Genomic DNA, 14,010 nt, shown 5'->3' on the forward strand with positions numbered 1-14,010 from the left:
TTATTACTTTTCTAGTAATACTGCTCTCTCAGATATTTTCATTACAAAAGTTGAGTTTTAAATTTTCTCTACTCGTTTAACTAACTCAACGTTTTTGAACCACAATTTCCCATGAAGCAGGGCCGACTTGTTCAAAGCGCGTCACAGGATAATCATTATCTGCAGCCCAGTTTGGTATACTTTCCGTTGCTTGCGTACAATCGAAAGCTATCAACAACTCATCACCTGTAGCTAATTCAGCCATTTTTTTCTTCGCATCAATCAATGGGAATGGACATACCAATCCACCCGTTTCAAGTTTTATCAAAGCCATATGATATTCTCCTCTTAATTTTTGTTGGGTTTTACAAAGATAATATAGGAAGCCGTCCAAACACCTAAAATAGTCACTGGTAAAGCAATCCATCCCTTACTAGAAAAAATTGCTGTAGCTGTTAAACCATTACCAATCGTACAGCCACCAGCCCATGAAGCACCGATTCCCATAAAAATACCCCCTAGTGTGCTCTTACCGATGGTTGACAAGTCTGGCAAGCGCCAACGAAACTCTCGAGAACCCTTTGCAGCAAGAAAGGAACCAAGAAAAATCCCCAATACAAGAAAAACACCCCAACCAAGCTGTTTACTATCTCCTGTAATAATATAACTAATTAGATGTGCCGAGGGAGTTGTAATCCCTAACCCTCCAACACGACCCGTCAACTGACTAGCAGGCCAAGCAATAAAAGCAACAAGACCTATTAGAAGTCCTGCAAAATATTTATGGTAAGTTTTCTCAAAAAGATAGTGTCTCACTCCCTTATATTTTGATGGAAGCGTAGCAATCTGACGTCTGGGCTTACGTAACTCTCGAATGACAACAAAACTTGTTATAGCTACTAAGAAAACAAGAAAATACCAAACCGGAATTCCTAATTGACCAGCTAAATCATCATTAATTACCCACCGCTTGGCTATTAATTGATTCAAAGGAACAAGAAATCCTGATTTCATAGCTGCTGCACTTGTCATATAAAAGAATAGTGCAACCCAACTACCTAGGAGACCTTCACCGGCACGATACCACGTTCCTGTGGCACATCCCCCAGCAAGAACAATTCCAATACCAAATAGATAGGAGCCCACAATTGCTCCTAACACGGAAAATTCTTCATAAGGGTTTCCAATAATACCTAATTTAATCAGGGAAAGTACTCCTATACTTTCTACTGTGATTGCAATAAGAAATGCGTAAAATAATGTATTATTACATGCAATATACATGTCTCGGAAACCACCAGTCAAGCAGAAACGAGTTCGTTGCAAAATGAATCCAAATATCAGACCAATGAGCCCACCAGAAAGAACAGTCGTAAGCATAAGTACCTCCTAAAGTAAATGTTGATTACATTTTAAAAAAAATATTGTAACTTGCATAATCTTTCTTTTTTATGATTAGCTATAAACTTTCTTTATGACAAACAAAAAAACGGCTTATTTACCGTTTCTTATCTTATTTACCCTTTCCAGTGTTTGGCTGGATCAAAAGCCTCACCGACTACTGCTGAATCATCAAGTTCAATAATACCTCGTTTTTGTGGGGCATTTGGAAGTGCCAACTCACGTGGGGCACACATCATACCATAACTTTCTTCACCACGAAGTTTTCCTGGGAAGATAAGAGCACCGCTAGGCATCATAGCACCAGGGAGGGCTACGATAATTTTAAGCCCAAGCGCTGCGTTTGGTGCTCCTGCAACGATTTGGACCTTCTTATCACCAATGTTCACTTGGCAGATGTTAAGATGGTCACTGTCTGGATGTGCAACCATTTCATCAATTTGTCCAACCACAAAGACTGGTCCTTGTGTGTTTTCCAAACGCTCTTCAAAGCCCTCTTTAGCCAATTCCTCGTTCAAGACAGCTACATCTTGGTCTGACAAGAAAACTTGACCGTTACCTTCGATATCAATGAGGCTTGACGCTTCAAAAATATTCCAAGCAAGAGTCTTGCCTGTTTCATCAGCTGTGACACGCGCCACTTTACCTTTACGTTCTACGCTACGTTTGATGTCTTTAGTATCTTCTAAGATAACCAACAAAACGTCGCCAACTTGTTCTTTATTGTATGCAAAAATCATGGATTCTCCTTCAATAATTCTTTTTCTAGATTTTAAAATCGACTGATATGCCAAGAATCGTCGTTACTACCATAGCGATAACTAATCTTGTCAATTTTCCAGTCACTCTCTGTTAATTTTACGATAAATTGTTTGTGGTACCAAAAGTCATTCCCATAGGAAAATTCAAGGCACATCTTAGCCTTACTCTTCATAATAAACTTAACTCGACAGGGCTCTAACACAAAATCATAGGTGCCCGGAGAACCAAAAGAAGCTGAAAAACCTCTTTTATAACAGTTATCAGTCAAGTGTTTTTGAGCCAAAGGAGTCAACTTCACTTTAAATTCATCAAATAACTCCATTTCTCCAGGAATAGTTTGATGTGTAGGAAGATTATTTTCCTTTTTGTAGGTGTTTATTTCTTGGTGTTTTAGGAAGATATCACTTTCAATTTTGGAATGCTCTACTAAAACTTGGCATAATTCTTCGATGATCCTCTCATTTTTTTCTGTCAGATACTTTTCTTTGGTTTCTGAAATATCAAAAGAGATATTAGGAAAGTGATTGATTTTCATCTTTTAAATCTCCGACAAAAAGGCATTGATTTCTTCTTTGGTTTTACGAGCTTTATTGACTAAGCGTCCCAATTCCTGACCTTTCTGAGTCACAACAAAACTTGGGATACCAAAAATATTCCAAGTTTGCGCCAAAGCCATATAATCATCACGATTAACACGCACAAAGGTCATATCTGGATGGAGGGCTTCGATTTCAGGCATAACGGGATAGATGAACTGGCAGTCTGGACACCAGTCGGCAGTGAAAAAGAAAACCACCTTTTGATCACTATCGACATAGCTTGCCAGTTCTTCAAGATTCTTAGGAATAATCATGCCTGCTCCTCCTCATAGGTCAAGATATCCTCTGCATAAACAAAGCTATAGGCACGTCCATCCTCTAAGACGATACCTCCTGTAAGCCCTGAATTTTCCTTATCAGTGGGATTTGTATAAAGGACTGCGATAGTCCCCAGGTGTGATAATTCTTGTCTAATATCTTGGATTAATGCAGACTTCTTCATTTCTGCACGTGACTGTCTATATTTCTCTGCCATTGCCAAGAGACCTAAAGCTCCTACGCCTCCAGCAAACAAGGCCAATGTTTTACGTTTCATATGAAACATTTTACCATAATTTTAGATGAATGGGGAGAGGCTACCTATCTCTTAAGAATCGTGCTAAAATAGTAGCAAGTACTACTCAAGGAGGATTTTATGACTACCCTATTTGACAAGATTAAAGAAGTAACTGAACTCAGTGCCACTTCAGGATTTGAAGCGCCAGTACGCGACTACCTTCGCCAAAACATCACCCCACTTGTAGATGAGGTCCAAACAGATGGTCTCGGTGGTATTTTCGGTATCAAGCATAGCCAAGCAGAAAATGCCCCTAAGGTGCTTGTGGCTGCCCACATGGATGAAGTTGGCTTTATGATTAAGGAAATCAAAGCAGACGGGACTTTCCGTGTCGTCGAACTTGGTGGTTGGAACCCACTGGTTGTCAGCTCACAACGCTTCACCCTACACACTCGTGACGGTCGTATCTATCCTGTCATCTCAGGTTCAGTGCCACCTCATTTCTTACGTGCTAGTGGCGGAGCTTCAAGTCTTCCTAGTGTTTCTGATATCGTCTTTGATGCTGGTTTTGCTAACCAAGAAGAAGCAAATGCCTACGGTGTTTTCCCAGGTGATGTCATCATTCCTGAATCAGAAACAAGTCTCACAGCCAATCAAAAGAATGTCATTTCTAAAGCTTGGGATAACCGTTATGGTGTTCTCATGATTCGTGAACTCTTGGAAAACGTTAAGGATCAAGAACTCAACAATACTCTAATTGCTGGTGCCAATGTTCAAGAAGAAGTTGGTTTACGTGGTGCCCATGTCTCTACCACTAAATTTGATCCTGAAGTTTTCTTTGCAGTGGACTGTTCTCCTGCAGGTGATATCTATGGTAATCAAGGTAAGGTAGGTGATGGTACACTTATTCGTTTCTTCGATCCAGGTCACATCATGTTGCCCAATATGAAAGATTTCCTTTTGACTACAGCTGAAGAAGCTGGTATCAAATACCAATACTACTGTGCTGCGGGCGGAACAGATGCTGGTGCCGCTCACTTGCAGAATGCTGGTGTTCCATCAACAACTATCGGTGTTTGTGCCCGCTACATTCACTCGCACCAAACCCTTTATGCCATGGATGACTTCCTAGAAGCACAGGCCTTCTTACAAGCTATTGTTAAGAAATTGGATCGCTCAACAGTAGATTTAATTAAAAACTACTAAGACAAGGAGTAACCCATGATTATAGGTTTTATCGGTGTCGGAAAAATGGCGACAGCCATTATCAACGGCCTAAATACAAGCTCACATCGTATCATTATTTCAGGGTCTTCCTTGGCTCGTTCACGCCAGATTGCAGAGGAACTAGAGGTTGAAGCGGCTGCTTCCCATCAGGAATTGTTGGATAATGCTGACCTGGTCATCCTTGGTATCAAACCTCAAATGTTTGATAAGGTACTAGCCGATTTCAATTTTCATCAACCTATCATAAGTATGGCTGCTGGAGTGACCTTGGAACGCCTTGCTTCCCTCACCAGTCCAGACCTTCCTCTTATTCGTATCATGCCGAACCTTAATGCTCAGATCCTCAAAAGCACTACTGGTCTTTGCACTAATGATAAGGTATCCGAGGACCTTTTGGCAGTTGCCAAGGAAATCACAGACAGTTTTGGAACCACTGTTGAATTGGCTGAGAAAGACTTTGATACCTTTACTGCCCTAGCAGGTTCTAGCCCTGCCTACATCGCCCTCTTTATCGAGGCTCTAGCCAAGGCTGGTGTCAAAAATGGTCTAAGTAAGCAGGTCGCTCTGACCATTGCCACACAGACGGTTCTAGCTACTGCTGAAAATCTCAGTCTTGGTAGCGACAGTCCACATGATCTTATTGACAAGGTCTGTAGCCCTGGTGGGACTACTATCGCCGGTCTCATGGACCTTGAGCGTACAGGCCTCACCCATAGTGTAGTTTCAAGTATTGATACAACCATTGCTAAAGCCAAAAAACTATAAGAAAAAAGCTCGGAAGATTCCGAGCTTTATTTGATATATGGCGCTAAAAATTGTAAGAGTAACAACATTGAAACCGCAATGCTATTGTTAATGATATGGGCCATGATACAGTACTCTAACTTTTGAAACTTACGATATGCTATTCCAAGGGCAAGACCCATACCTGCATATACAATCCAAACACCGATACTATTCGGCATATGAACAAGGCCAAAAAGTAAACTACTAACAATCAAGCCAACAATAGAATATGGATTAAAGACGCGTCCCATGAGGAGCCCGCGAAAAACCAGCTCTTCCACAATCGGTGCCATAATTACCGTAAACGTTATGAGGAGGAAGGGATTCATATGGGCATTTTCTATGGCTGCCTGATTGGTGCTATTACTAACACCTTCCATCATCATGACCATAGAACCAATCCTAGTAACGATATAAATACCTAGGTAGGTCAAGCCAATCATACCCCAGGCCTTCAGGGAAGAAAGGGCCTTAAAGCCTTCGAAAAGCCCAAGACGTTTTCCTAAGAAAAGAGCTCCTGCGCTCATAAGAAGCAAGACAAAAATTAAGAGACAGACCAGCCTTATATCTTTGACACCTAAATAGATGGTTGGAACTTGATCAATAATTAGTATTAGGAAAGCTAGTAAAAAATAAAGAAAGCGTTTGAGAATTGACCCTTTGTTCATGAGAATCCACCTCTTTTCATCATTTATTTGTATCTTTATTATAATACAACAAAACTTACTTGACAAGACAAAAAGAGAACGAGAGGTGAATTTTTCAAGATAATATAGGCTCTTATCCTATTTTAGATAGGATGAGACGAATAAGAGCAAATCCCAATACTAAGCCATAGAGCAAGACTGATAAGACTGTAACATATGGCAACTGAATATTGACAAAGGCATATAGAGCAATCAAAGCAAAGATAAGCAAAAACTCTAAAATCAGAGTTGCAACTGCTGTCGCCATTAAAATCTGTTTATTTCGCTCATCATAGGCAGCAATATACATCTGGTGAAGACGTTTAGGATGAGTAAGCGTCGCAAAATAATAGATTGACAAGACATAAACCCCAATGGTAAGTCCTAAAACTAAGCCTAGAGCATAATCACTAAGACTGTTAGAGCGAATAATAAACAATCCCAAAACACCCAAAGACAAAAGAGAACAGGCTACTCGTGTAATGTATTTCTTAAACTCATCCTCTGTTTTTCTCTTTCCTACTAACATTTTTATTAACATATCTTAACACTCCCTTTATTATCCTTTATAAGAGCAATATAACTTTTTTCACTGACAACTTTAAACACTTATTCACCTTAAACGAAAAGACTGAGTAGTACACTTATGCTATTGTTTAAGATATGAACACCCATACTGTACTCGATACGCTTAGTCTTATAATATGTTATCGCAAGACCAGCTGACATAACACCATAGATGACAATTGTCTGAAGCGTAAATGCTGAGTGACCAGCCATAAAGAGAAGACTGGAAATAACAAGACCCGTCTTAAAGTATTTTCCAAAGAGCACCTTGGCTAAGAGTCCCCTAAAAATGATTTCTTCCATAATAGGAACGATAAAACCTACTACTGCAAACTTAAGATAGGTTGGTACGTGAATAAATATCTTATTTAAAGCATCTTGATTTTCCATAGTCGCATTGTGTGTTAACTGACCAACAAAATACCCTAGAAGATCACCTAGGAAAAAGATGACGAGATTAAGAGAAGCAATCGCAACGAGACGTCTCCAATTAATCTCTTTAAGCGATAAGAGTTTAAATCTATAAGCAATCACGATAAAAATAGCCAAACTCCCTAATGCCCAAATACCGTAACCTATTTGCTCCACAAGTGAAAACTTACCATCCTGAGTAAGTAGCGGGAAAGCACCTAATAGTGTTAAATCTAAGATTAGTAGAGTGAGCGCTAAAACAATAACACCAATTTTCTTCATTACCTGTTTAAACATATCTTTTCTCCTTAATCTTCCTCAAAAATAAAGACTTCTTCAATAGTCTTTCCAAAATACCTAGCAATTTTAAAAGCTAGTTCCAACGACGCATTATAGCGACCTTTTTCGAGTGAAATGATGGTCTGTCTCGTGACCCCCATCTCATCTGCTAAGTCTGCCTGACTAATCTTATTAGCCTTACGAAGTTCCTGAATTTTTGTTTCCATGTGGTACCTCAACTTTATCGTTTATTCTCAAATAGTTAAACTCCTTACTTTTCTTTGTTAAGTTTACTTTACATATATAGTATAGTTCACTTTACATTTTTTGTAAAGTCTCTTTTACATTTTTTATAAAGTTTTCTTTACTTATTGAATTACACATTTATAAACATAGGCGAATGATTCTGTCAGAGCATTCAAAAAAGCTGGCCAATCACTCAGCCAACTTTTCTGGTCTTATCAAATTTTTGATAACTTATTTAGTTTTAAGGCGCTCAACATCACGCGCAATCACCAACTCTTCATCTGTTGGGATAACAAATACTTTAACAGCTGACTCTGCTGTTGTAATGTCGCCTACATGTCCAAAGACATTCTTTTCAGGATCCACTTCAATACCAAACCAAGTGAGACCATCCAAGACTGAAGCACGAACTTCTGCAGAGTTTTCACCAATACCTGCTGTAAAGACGATAGCATCCGCTCCGTTCAACACACCGAAGTATTGAGCAATGTATTTACGCAAACGATCCACATAAAGATTATAGGCCAAGGCACATTTTTCATCGCCAGCATTCTTACCAGCAATGATATCACGCATATCACTTGATTTTTCAGAAATACCAAGGAGACCTGATTCCTTATTAAAGACGTGACGGATACGCTCTGCATCTGCCATTTCAGGCTCACGGTCGATAACAAATGGAATAATCGCAGGGTCAAGATCCCCAGTACGTGTTCCCATCATAACGCCACCAAGTGGTGTCAACCCCATTGACGTGTCTACTGATTTACCACCAGCAACGGCAGTAATTGAAACACCATTTCCCACATGGGCTGTGATAATCTTAGTTTCTTCAATTGGCTTACCTAACAACTTAGCTGCTTCTTGAGAAACATATTGGTGGCTAGTTCCGTGTGCTCCATACTTACGGACTTGGTAGTCTGTATAGTAACGATTAGGCACTGGATAACGGTAGGCCACTTCCGGCATAGATGTATGGAAGGCTGTATCAAAAACAGCAACACTGGTAATATCTGGGAGGAGCTCCTTAAAGGCCCGAATCCCTGAAGCTGCACCTGGATTGTGCAAAGGTGCTAAGGCTGACAATTCTTCAATCTTAGCCAAGGCATCTTCATCCACCAAGCTTGATTCTTTGAAATATTCTCCACCAGCAACCACACGGTGACCAACACCTGTAATTTCATCATAACTCTTGATAATATCAAAACGAATCAAATCATCAAGCAAGATTTTTACTGCCTGAACATGGTCAGCAATATCTAGGGTTTGCGATTCTGAACGGTCATCAAATTTTACTGTTGAAACAGAATCCTTCAAGCCGATACGTTCAATCAACCCCTTAGCAAGAACAACTTCATCTGGCATCTCATATAGTTGCCATTTCAAGCTTGAGCTTCCTGCATTAATTGCTATTGTTTTTGTCATAAGCCACCTCTTTGTAAAACGCTTTCAATAATATAGTCCTATTCTAACATGTTTTGCTAGAAAATGGAATTATCTGATTTCCATTTTTGGAAATTATCTGTAAAATCCTTGAGGATCTCTGGGTTTTGCAAATCGCTAAGTGGATAAACGAAGGTCTCTGGAGCATTTTCAGTTTGTTTTTTAAGCACGAAGATAGACTTCATGCTATGTTTATTGCCAAAAGCTGCTTCTGGAAGAGTGATAACGGCAATAATATCAGCATATCCTGATAGCCATTTCTTAAGCAAGTCACTTTGTGGGCTTGTCAAAAGATTAGTTGGTGCCAAAAGAATAGCAATACCATCTTTCTTCAGGTACTTGAGTGATTGCTCCATGAGAAGGTGATGGGCATAGGTGTGTTCACCAGTTGCTGCAACCTTGAAACGACTCGCAATCTCATCATTTGGGTAATACCCAACAGGTAGGTCACTGATAATAACATCACTCTCTTTGAGAATGTGTGGTCGAACAGCATCTTCTTGGATGTAAACTGCACTTGAATTCACCACATCAGCAATACTAGCTGACAAATCGATAAGGAGATCGTCAACCTCCATTCCCATATAATTAAGGGTTTTCTGACTATTATTTAGAAGAGTTTCAGCCAAGTTTCCTGTCCCTGAACCAATCTCCAAAATATCTAATTGGTCGTCCTTGGTCAAACCTTCGAGTAGGTAAAGAATGATAAATCCAATAGCATCTGGTGTAAATTGGTGATTGGCTTGTAAAGCTTCCAATTGCCCTAGTTTGATAAACAAGAACTGAAAAGCACGACGCCACTCCTCTTTACTTAGATCAAGAGCACGTAATTTCTCGTTGTTTTTGATGATGACTTCATTAGCTACCTCAGCCCCCAAATAATAGGAATTTTGCTCAATAAGTGCATCGTAAGCATGGGTTCCAAGATCATTTTCAATGGTTTGGACATTTTCTAACAATAGCTCAAAAGCTGTCTCAATTGCTTCAAAATTCATGATTTCCTCCGTCCTTCTATCATATCAAAAAGGGAAGAGAATTTCTATTTCTGCTCCTGTTTCTTCATATAACGATAGGTCTTGATTTGGCCTTTACTGGCAACTCTAACAATCACTTGTTTGTCCTTAACCTCATAAGTCGTAGTTCCCTGAGAAAAACTAAAAGCACCAGCTTCCTTGTCCGCCAAGTCCATGGTCATTTCTGCCATGAGATGACTTTGACTGGAAGTCATTTGCGCTTGGTTTTGTCTAGAGCTAGCAACCACCCGCTCCAGATAAACATGAAGAAGAAGTGTGAAAATGCCAGCCATAAAAAGAGCGTAGAGGAGAACGCCTCCCCTAACCTGTTTTTTCAAAAGCATAAACAAAACTCCTTTGTAGCCCATTTTTAAGAGTCACTTGGATAGTGACTATCTGGTTATTTTGACTAATCGTACTAGATTTTACATTGAAAAGCATTGGTTGGTAGCCTCGACCGTCAGCATTTGTTTTTCGAAAATCAGTAGCACTTGAAAGTCCAAAAGCCAGGTCTTGATTATCCTGCTTAACATAGAGTTTGTTCCCTTCTACCTTTACAAACTGACAACCTTCTAACTCTGCCTCCATTTGTTGAACAAATAGAAGCCAGTCTTGGTTTTCTTGTTGCTTGACCTGCTTAACATTGCTCACCAATACTGTGGTCAGACCTTGATAAACTTGAATTGAACCAGCAATCACCAACAAGGCTACTAGACATTCCAAGAGGGTAAAGGCGCGGACCTTACTATTTAGAGACATGAATAATCTCCTTTCCTGATTCATAAACCGCGATACCTTGCTTGCTACGTTTTACTGTCACTGTGATACCATTTAAGGTCAACTGATCCTGTTTGGTCTGAACTGCCATGGTTGCCACACTCAAAACCTCCTGTTGGTGGAGATTCCTAGCCATTAACCTACGATTGGTATTGATTTGATCTAATATAAGACCACTGACAAGCACTAAGACAGCCATTGCTACCAGGCTTTCGATAAGAATATAGCCTCTAAGAGACCGTCTTTTTATATTTACCACTGCCCATGTTAAGCTGATAGGTCACCACCTCCTTATCACTTGAAAAACGAATCTTGGTGAGGCTCGAGTTGCCTCCTTTGGCATCAAACATTAGCGTCTGCCCCTTATCAAGATGAATACTTTTAGGAATCACCAGACTGGATTTTCCGTTACTGATTTTATCCTTGGTCAACTGCAATTCAACATTGGCCCCTTCTGCCGCTGCCAAGCGCTGACTATCTCGGTATAGGTACTCAAAGCGCAGATAAAAAAGGTTAGTTTCAACCTGTTGAAAAATACCTGTCACTGAGCCTGACAAACTCAGAGTGAGAAAGGCAACCACTGCTAGTGTCACCAGACTCTCCAACAAGGTGAAGGCTCTAATTGGCCACTGAGCGGCTTTCGCCACCATGTTTCGCATAGTAATCATTGTATGAATCTGCCTGTTTTTGCGTGATTTGACCTTCTGAAACAAGAGCTGCTAAGCTAGCTGTCTTGTTATTCTTCATTTCATAAAGTTCTGCTTGAGAATCCACGACCTTGACCACAGCCGCATTTCCAGTCTCTTTAACAGAATCCTTCTGCTTACTCAAGTTAGGAACAAAAAGCAAGAGGAGAATACTGATAATGAGAAGCACGACTAGCATTTCAATTAACGTAAAAGCTCGTAGTTTAACGGCATTCAATTTTTTAAACATCATTTTCATGATATCATTCCTTCCATATTTTGATACATTGGTAATAGCATGGCTGCATAGATCATTACAATCACGACAGCAACAATAACAAAAATGAGGGGTTGCACAAAGGTTGTTGCCTTATTAAGACGGTTAAAGAAAGCCTGCCAAACCTCTTCAGCATAGACTTCTAACTCATAGCCCAACCTAGCATTAGCCTCTCCATAAGCAATAATCAAGGATAGTTCCTTAGTGAAAAAAGGGTGAGTAGCAATACGGTCAGGAAAACTCTGTCCTAGCATCAAGGCCTCTTCTAAATCAGCCCCCAGCTCACGAAAGAGCTTGGACTTTTGCTCTTGCATAAGAGAAACCAAGTCTAACAGGTCAATGCCTTGTCCTAAGAGATTTCCCCATTCCCTAGCATAATAGGCGGTCGTATATAGCCTGACAGTTTGGCCTATGAAAGGGATTTTTGCCATTCGTCGATAAAAGACAAGGGCTGGCTGGTGTTTGACCCATAGATAAAGAATTAAGCTTAATACAAGAAGTCCACACAAACCCACAAAGAAGAGCTGGGGAAAGATTTGAACCAACTGTACAGCCCAATTATCCTTACCATCACCCTCTAACAGTTGAGGCAAAAGATAATTTTTAAGTCCTAACATAATCAGAATCAGGAAACCCAGGAGTAGGATAGGGTAGGTCGCTACCTCCATGAGTTTCTTACGAACCTTGGTCATGCGAAGCATGTAGGTTTCAATCTTGGTTAAACTCCCTAGAAGATTACCGTGCTTATCAGCAAGGGCAATCTGAGTAACAATATTGTCCGAAAAACCCACTGACGCAAACATCTGGTCTAGCCTGTCGCCTCGCATTAAGCTTGCTTTCATAAGAGATAATGACGATTCTTTCAACAAGTGACTTCGCTCCAAAAAGGCTACGATTTCAGTTAAAGTAAACCCTGCCTTTAGAAGTTGTTTGAAAAGCTGGATAACCTTGACTTGCTGATTAATCTTTAATTTTTTCCCCTTGGATATCCCCTTCAGTGAGATATCCTTGTTGAACCAAGCCTTCCAACTGTTGGTTCCAGCTGGTTGACGAATGGCTTTGGAAATTTTCACTGGCAAAATCAATCACACCTCCTCCCTTAATCAAACGCATATAGGCAATCCCTTGAAGAGCATTATCCAACTCAGACTTATCTACACCAAGGTCCAGAAGACGCTCATAAACACCTGCCACACTCTTTGCGTGAATAGTTGAAAGAACAGTCACTCCTGTCAGACTAGCTCTAATAACCGCTCGAGCAGTCTCCTTATCTCGAATTTCTCCAATAATCAAAACATCCGGGCGGTGACGTAGTGATAGCTTAATCAAATTATCATAGGTCATGTCAATTGCCTGATTTACCTGGAGTTGCAAGACATTATCCTGTTTAATTTCCACAGGATCTTCAATCGAAATCACCTGCTGTCCCTTAAAACGCTCCTGAACCAATTCATGCATAAGCGTAGTCTTTCCAGAACCTACGGGACCTGCAAAGAGATACAAGCCACGATAATCCAAAGCATCCATAATCGGCTGGATTCCTTGATTCCAATACACCAATTCTCGACGTTCGGAATGTAGAACACGAATAACTAAACTTTCTAAGCCGCGATAATCCCCAACGGTTGATAAACGCAGAGAAACCCTTTGACCATCACCACAATCATAGTCACAGGAACCTAGTTGACTCCTACGCTTCTCACCCACCATCATTCCCGCCACAAATTTAAAGTGACCAATAAGACTAGCCATGAAATCAGGCCGATATACATCAATTAATCTCCTCTCCTGGCCAACTCGCATATAGAGCTCGTAATTATCCTGACGTGGAATGACATAGATGTCTTGAGCCCCACAACTATCAGCATTTTTGATCATTTCCTTAGCAAATTCTGTTACCATAAGGACCTCCTCATAGACCTATTCGTAAAAAGTTTAAGAAAATGAAAAGAAGCCCGAAAAAATTCGAGCTTCTGCATTGTTTAACGTTTAATTTTACAGTGGGCATGATTTGGAAGGTCATTTCGCTTTTCATATCCCGGACGGTATTTTTCCTCAGGAATTTCCTGCCAATCATCCAAAAGAGCAATCGATTGATAGACCTGCAGATATTCGTCACACTCCTCACACCAGTGTTTATCCTCTTGGTCCCAAAAAGCAGTCATGACACTACTACGGCTGATATAACTTGGCAAGGTTTCTTCCATGGCAAACCAAAGTTTTTTATAGTACTTGAGGGCATCATAAAAATTTTCAAATTCCTTAGTACTGATGATATCTTCTTGCCAGCCTTCTAAGAACCACCACGGTTCCAAATCCCCTTTCATTTCAACTACTTGGTACATTTTTCTTTCTCACTTCATCTTTGGTGTTCC

At 40.2% G+C, this 14,010-nt stretch carries 22 protein-coding genes; 2 read left to right on the forward strand and 20 right to left on the reverse strand.

Features of this window, described 5'->3' with window-relative positions:
• Positions 1 to 85: 85 nt before the first annotated feature.
• From NYE32_RS09460 to NYE32_RS09485, 6 genes are all read right to left on the reverse strand, one after another.
• Positions 86 to 313: a sulfurtransferase TusA family protein gene (locus NYE32_RS09460; RefSeq protein ID WP_003095911.1), complete on the reverse strand. Its 228-nt coding sequence runs from the start codon at positions 311 to 313 to the stop codon at positions 86 to 88.
• Positions 314 to 327: 14 nt separating this feature from the next.
• Complete coding sequence (locus NYE32_RS09465; RefSeq protein ID WP_139724410.1) at positions 328 to 1,359, reverse strand: YeeE/YedE family protein; 1,032 nt, start codon at positions 1,357 to 1,359, stop codon at positions 328 to 330.
• Between the two features lie 137 nt (positions 1,360 to 1,496).
• Positions 1,497 to 2,120, reverse strand: coding sequence for a YtpR family tRNA-binding protein (ytpR, locus tag NYE32_RS09470; RefSeq protein WP_156685147.1), 624 nt, complete (start codon positions 2,118 to 2,120; stop codon positions 1,497 to 1,499).
• Between the two features lie 32 nt (positions 2,121 to 2,152).
• Positions 2,153 to 2,677 carry a hypothetical protein gene (locus tag NYE32_RS09475; protein WP_139724408.1) on the reverse strand — a complete coding sequence of 175 codons (525 nt, stop codon included), beginning with the start codon at positions 2,675 to 2,677 and terminating at the stop codon, positions 2,153 to 2,155.
• A 3-nt stretch (positions 2,678 to 2,680) separates the two neighbouring features.
• Entirely contained in the window at positions 2,681 to 2,995 is a 315-nt protein-coding gene (locus NYE32_RS09480) for a thioredoxin family protein (protein ID WP_139724406.1), read from the reverse strand.
• Entirely contained in the window at positions 2,992 to 3,276 is a 285-nt protein-coding gene (locus tag NYE32_RS09485) for a DUF4651 domain-containing protein (RefSeq protein WP_139724404.1), read from the reverse strand. The genes NYE32_RS09480 and NYE32_RS09485 overlap by 4 nt, the downstream gene beginning before the upstream one ends.
• Before the next feature lie 99 nt (positions 3,277 to 3,375).
• Here NYE32_RS09485 and pepA point away from each other — a divergent pair, with 99 nt between their 5' ends.
• Both pepA and proC read left to right on the forward strand, forming a co-directional pair.
• On the forward strand, positions 3,376 to 4,443 hold the full coding sequence (gene pepA / locus NYE32_RS09490) for a glutamyl aminopeptidase (RefSeq protein ID WP_139724402.1): 1,068 nt from the start codon (positions 3,376 to 3,378) through the stop codon (positions 4,441 to 4,443).
• Between the two features lie 15 nt (positions 4,444 to 4,458).
• Positions 4,459 to 5,229: a pyrroline-5-carboxylate reductase gene (gene proC, locus NYE32_RS09495; protein ID WP_139724400.1), complete on the forward strand. Its 771-nt coding sequence runs from the start codon at positions 4,459 to 4,461 to the stop codon at positions 5,227 to 5,229.
• A gap of 26 nt (positions 5,230 to 5,255) precedes the next feature.
• Here proC and NYE32_RS09500 read toward each other — a convergent pair whose 3' ends face one another.
• From NYE32_RS09500 to NYE32_RS09565, 14 genes are all read right to left on the reverse strand, one after another.
• Complete coding sequence (locus NYE32_RS09500) at positions 5,256 to 5,918, reverse strand: type II CAAX endopeptidase family protein (protein ID WP_013991258.1); 663 nt, start codon at positions 5,916 to 5,918, stop codon at positions 5,256 to 5,258.
• Between the two features lie 112 nt (positions 5,919 to 6,030).
• Positions 6,031 to 6,477, reverse strand: coding sequence for a hypothetical protein (locus tag NYE32_RS09505; RefSeq protein ID WP_013991259.1), 447 nt, complete (start codon positions 6,475 to 6,477; stop codon positions 6,031 to 6,033).
• A gap of 77 nt (positions 6,478 to 6,554) precedes the next feature.
• Positions 6,555 to 7,211, reverse strand: a complete 657-nt coding sequence (locus tag NYE32_RS09510; protein ID WP_064523497.1) for a type II CAAX endopeptidase family protein — start codon at positions 7,209 to 7,211, stop codon at positions 6,555 to 6,557.
• Between the two features lie 11 nt (positions 7,212 to 7,222).
• Positions 7,223 to 7,420 (reverse strand): helix-turn-helix transcriptional regulator, encoded by a 198-nt coding sequence (locus NYE32_RS09515; protein ID WP_013991261.1) that lies wholly within the window; start codon positions 7,418 to 7,420, stop codon positions 7,223 to 7,225.
• Positions 7,421 to 7,670: 250 nt separating this feature from the next.
• Positions 7,671 to 8,864, reverse strand: coding sequence for an acetate kinase (locus NYE32_RS09520; RefSeq protein WP_073689934.1), 1,194 nt, complete (start codon positions 8,862 to 8,864; stop codon positions 7,671 to 7,673).
• Positions 8,865 to 8,920: 56 nt separating this feature from the next.
• Positions 8,921 to 9,877: a class I SAM-dependent methyltransferase gene (locus NYE32_RS09525; RefSeq protein ID WP_073689935.1), complete on the reverse strand. Its 957-nt coding sequence runs from the start codon at positions 9,875 to 9,877 to the stop codon at positions 8,921 to 8,923.
• A gap of 44 nt (positions 9,878 to 9,921) precedes the next feature.
• Positions 9,922 to 10,239: a competence type IV pilus minor pilin ComGG gene (gene comGG, locus NYE32_RS09530; RefSeq protein WP_060973072.1), complete on the reverse strand. Its 318-nt coding sequence runs from the start codon at positions 10,237 to 10,239 to the stop codon at positions 9,922 to 9,924.
• Complete coding sequence (comGF, locus tag NYE32_RS09535) at positions 10,217 to 10,654, reverse strand: competence type IV pilus minor pilin ComGF (RefSeq protein ID WP_037600123.1); 438 nt, start codon at positions 10,652 to 10,654, stop codon at positions 10,217 to 10,219. The genes comGG and comGF overlap by 23 nt, the downstream gene beginning before the upstream one ends.
• Positions 10,641 to 10,931 (reverse strand): competence type IV pilus minor pilin ComGE, encoded by a 291-nt coding sequence (gene comGE / locus NYE32_RS09540; RefSeq protein WP_073689936.1) that lies wholly within the window; start codon positions 10,929 to 10,931, stop codon positions 10,641 to 10,643. The genes comGF and comGE overlap by 14 nt, the downstream gene beginning before the upstream one ends.
• Complete coding sequence (gene comGD, locus NYE32_RS09545; protein ID WP_253183867.1) at positions 10,903 to 11,331, reverse strand: competence type IV pilus minor pilin ComGD; 429 nt, start codon at positions 11,329 to 11,331, stop codon at positions 10,903 to 10,905. Before comGD ends, comGE begins: the two co-directional genes overlap by 29 nt.
• Entirely contained in the window at positions 11,291 to 11,617 is a 327-nt protein-coding gene (gene comGC / locus NYE32_RS09550; protein WP_070576715.1) for a competence type IV pilus major pilin ComGC, read from the reverse strand. Before comGC ends, comGD begins: the two co-directional genes overlap by 41 nt.
• The gene (comGB, locus tag NYE32_RS09555) at positions 11,614 to 12,714 is read right to left on the reverse strand and encodes a competence type IV pilus assembly protein ComGB (RefSeq protein WP_142236643.1); all 1,101 of its coding nucleotides are present in this window, start codon (positions 12,712 to 12,714) and stop codon (positions 11,614 to 11,616) included. The genes comGC and comGB overlap by 4 nt, the downstream gene beginning before the upstream one ends.
• Complete coding sequence (gene comGA, locus NYE32_RS09560) at positions 12,596 to 13,537, reverse strand: competence type IV pilus ATPase ComGA (RefSeq protein ID WP_002885658.1); 942 nt, start codon at positions 13,535 to 13,537, stop codon at positions 12,596 to 12,598. The genes comGB and comGA overlap by 119 nt, the downstream gene beginning before the upstream one ends.
• 80 nt (positions 13,538 to 13,617) lie before the next feature.
• The gene (locus NYE32_RS09565) at positions 13,618 to 13,980 is read right to left on the reverse strand and encodes a DUF1033 family protein (RefSeq protein WP_002887019.1); all 363 of its coding nucleotides are present in this window, start codon (positions 13,978 to 13,980) and stop codon (positions 13,618 to 13,620) included.
• Between the last annotated feature and the right edge of the window lie 30 nt (positions 13,981 to 14,010).

Source organism: Streptococcus sp. FSL R7-0248, from assembly GCF_037967965.1.
Classification (GTDB): Bacteria; Bacillota; Bacilli; order Lactobacillales; family Streptococcaceae; genus Streptococcus.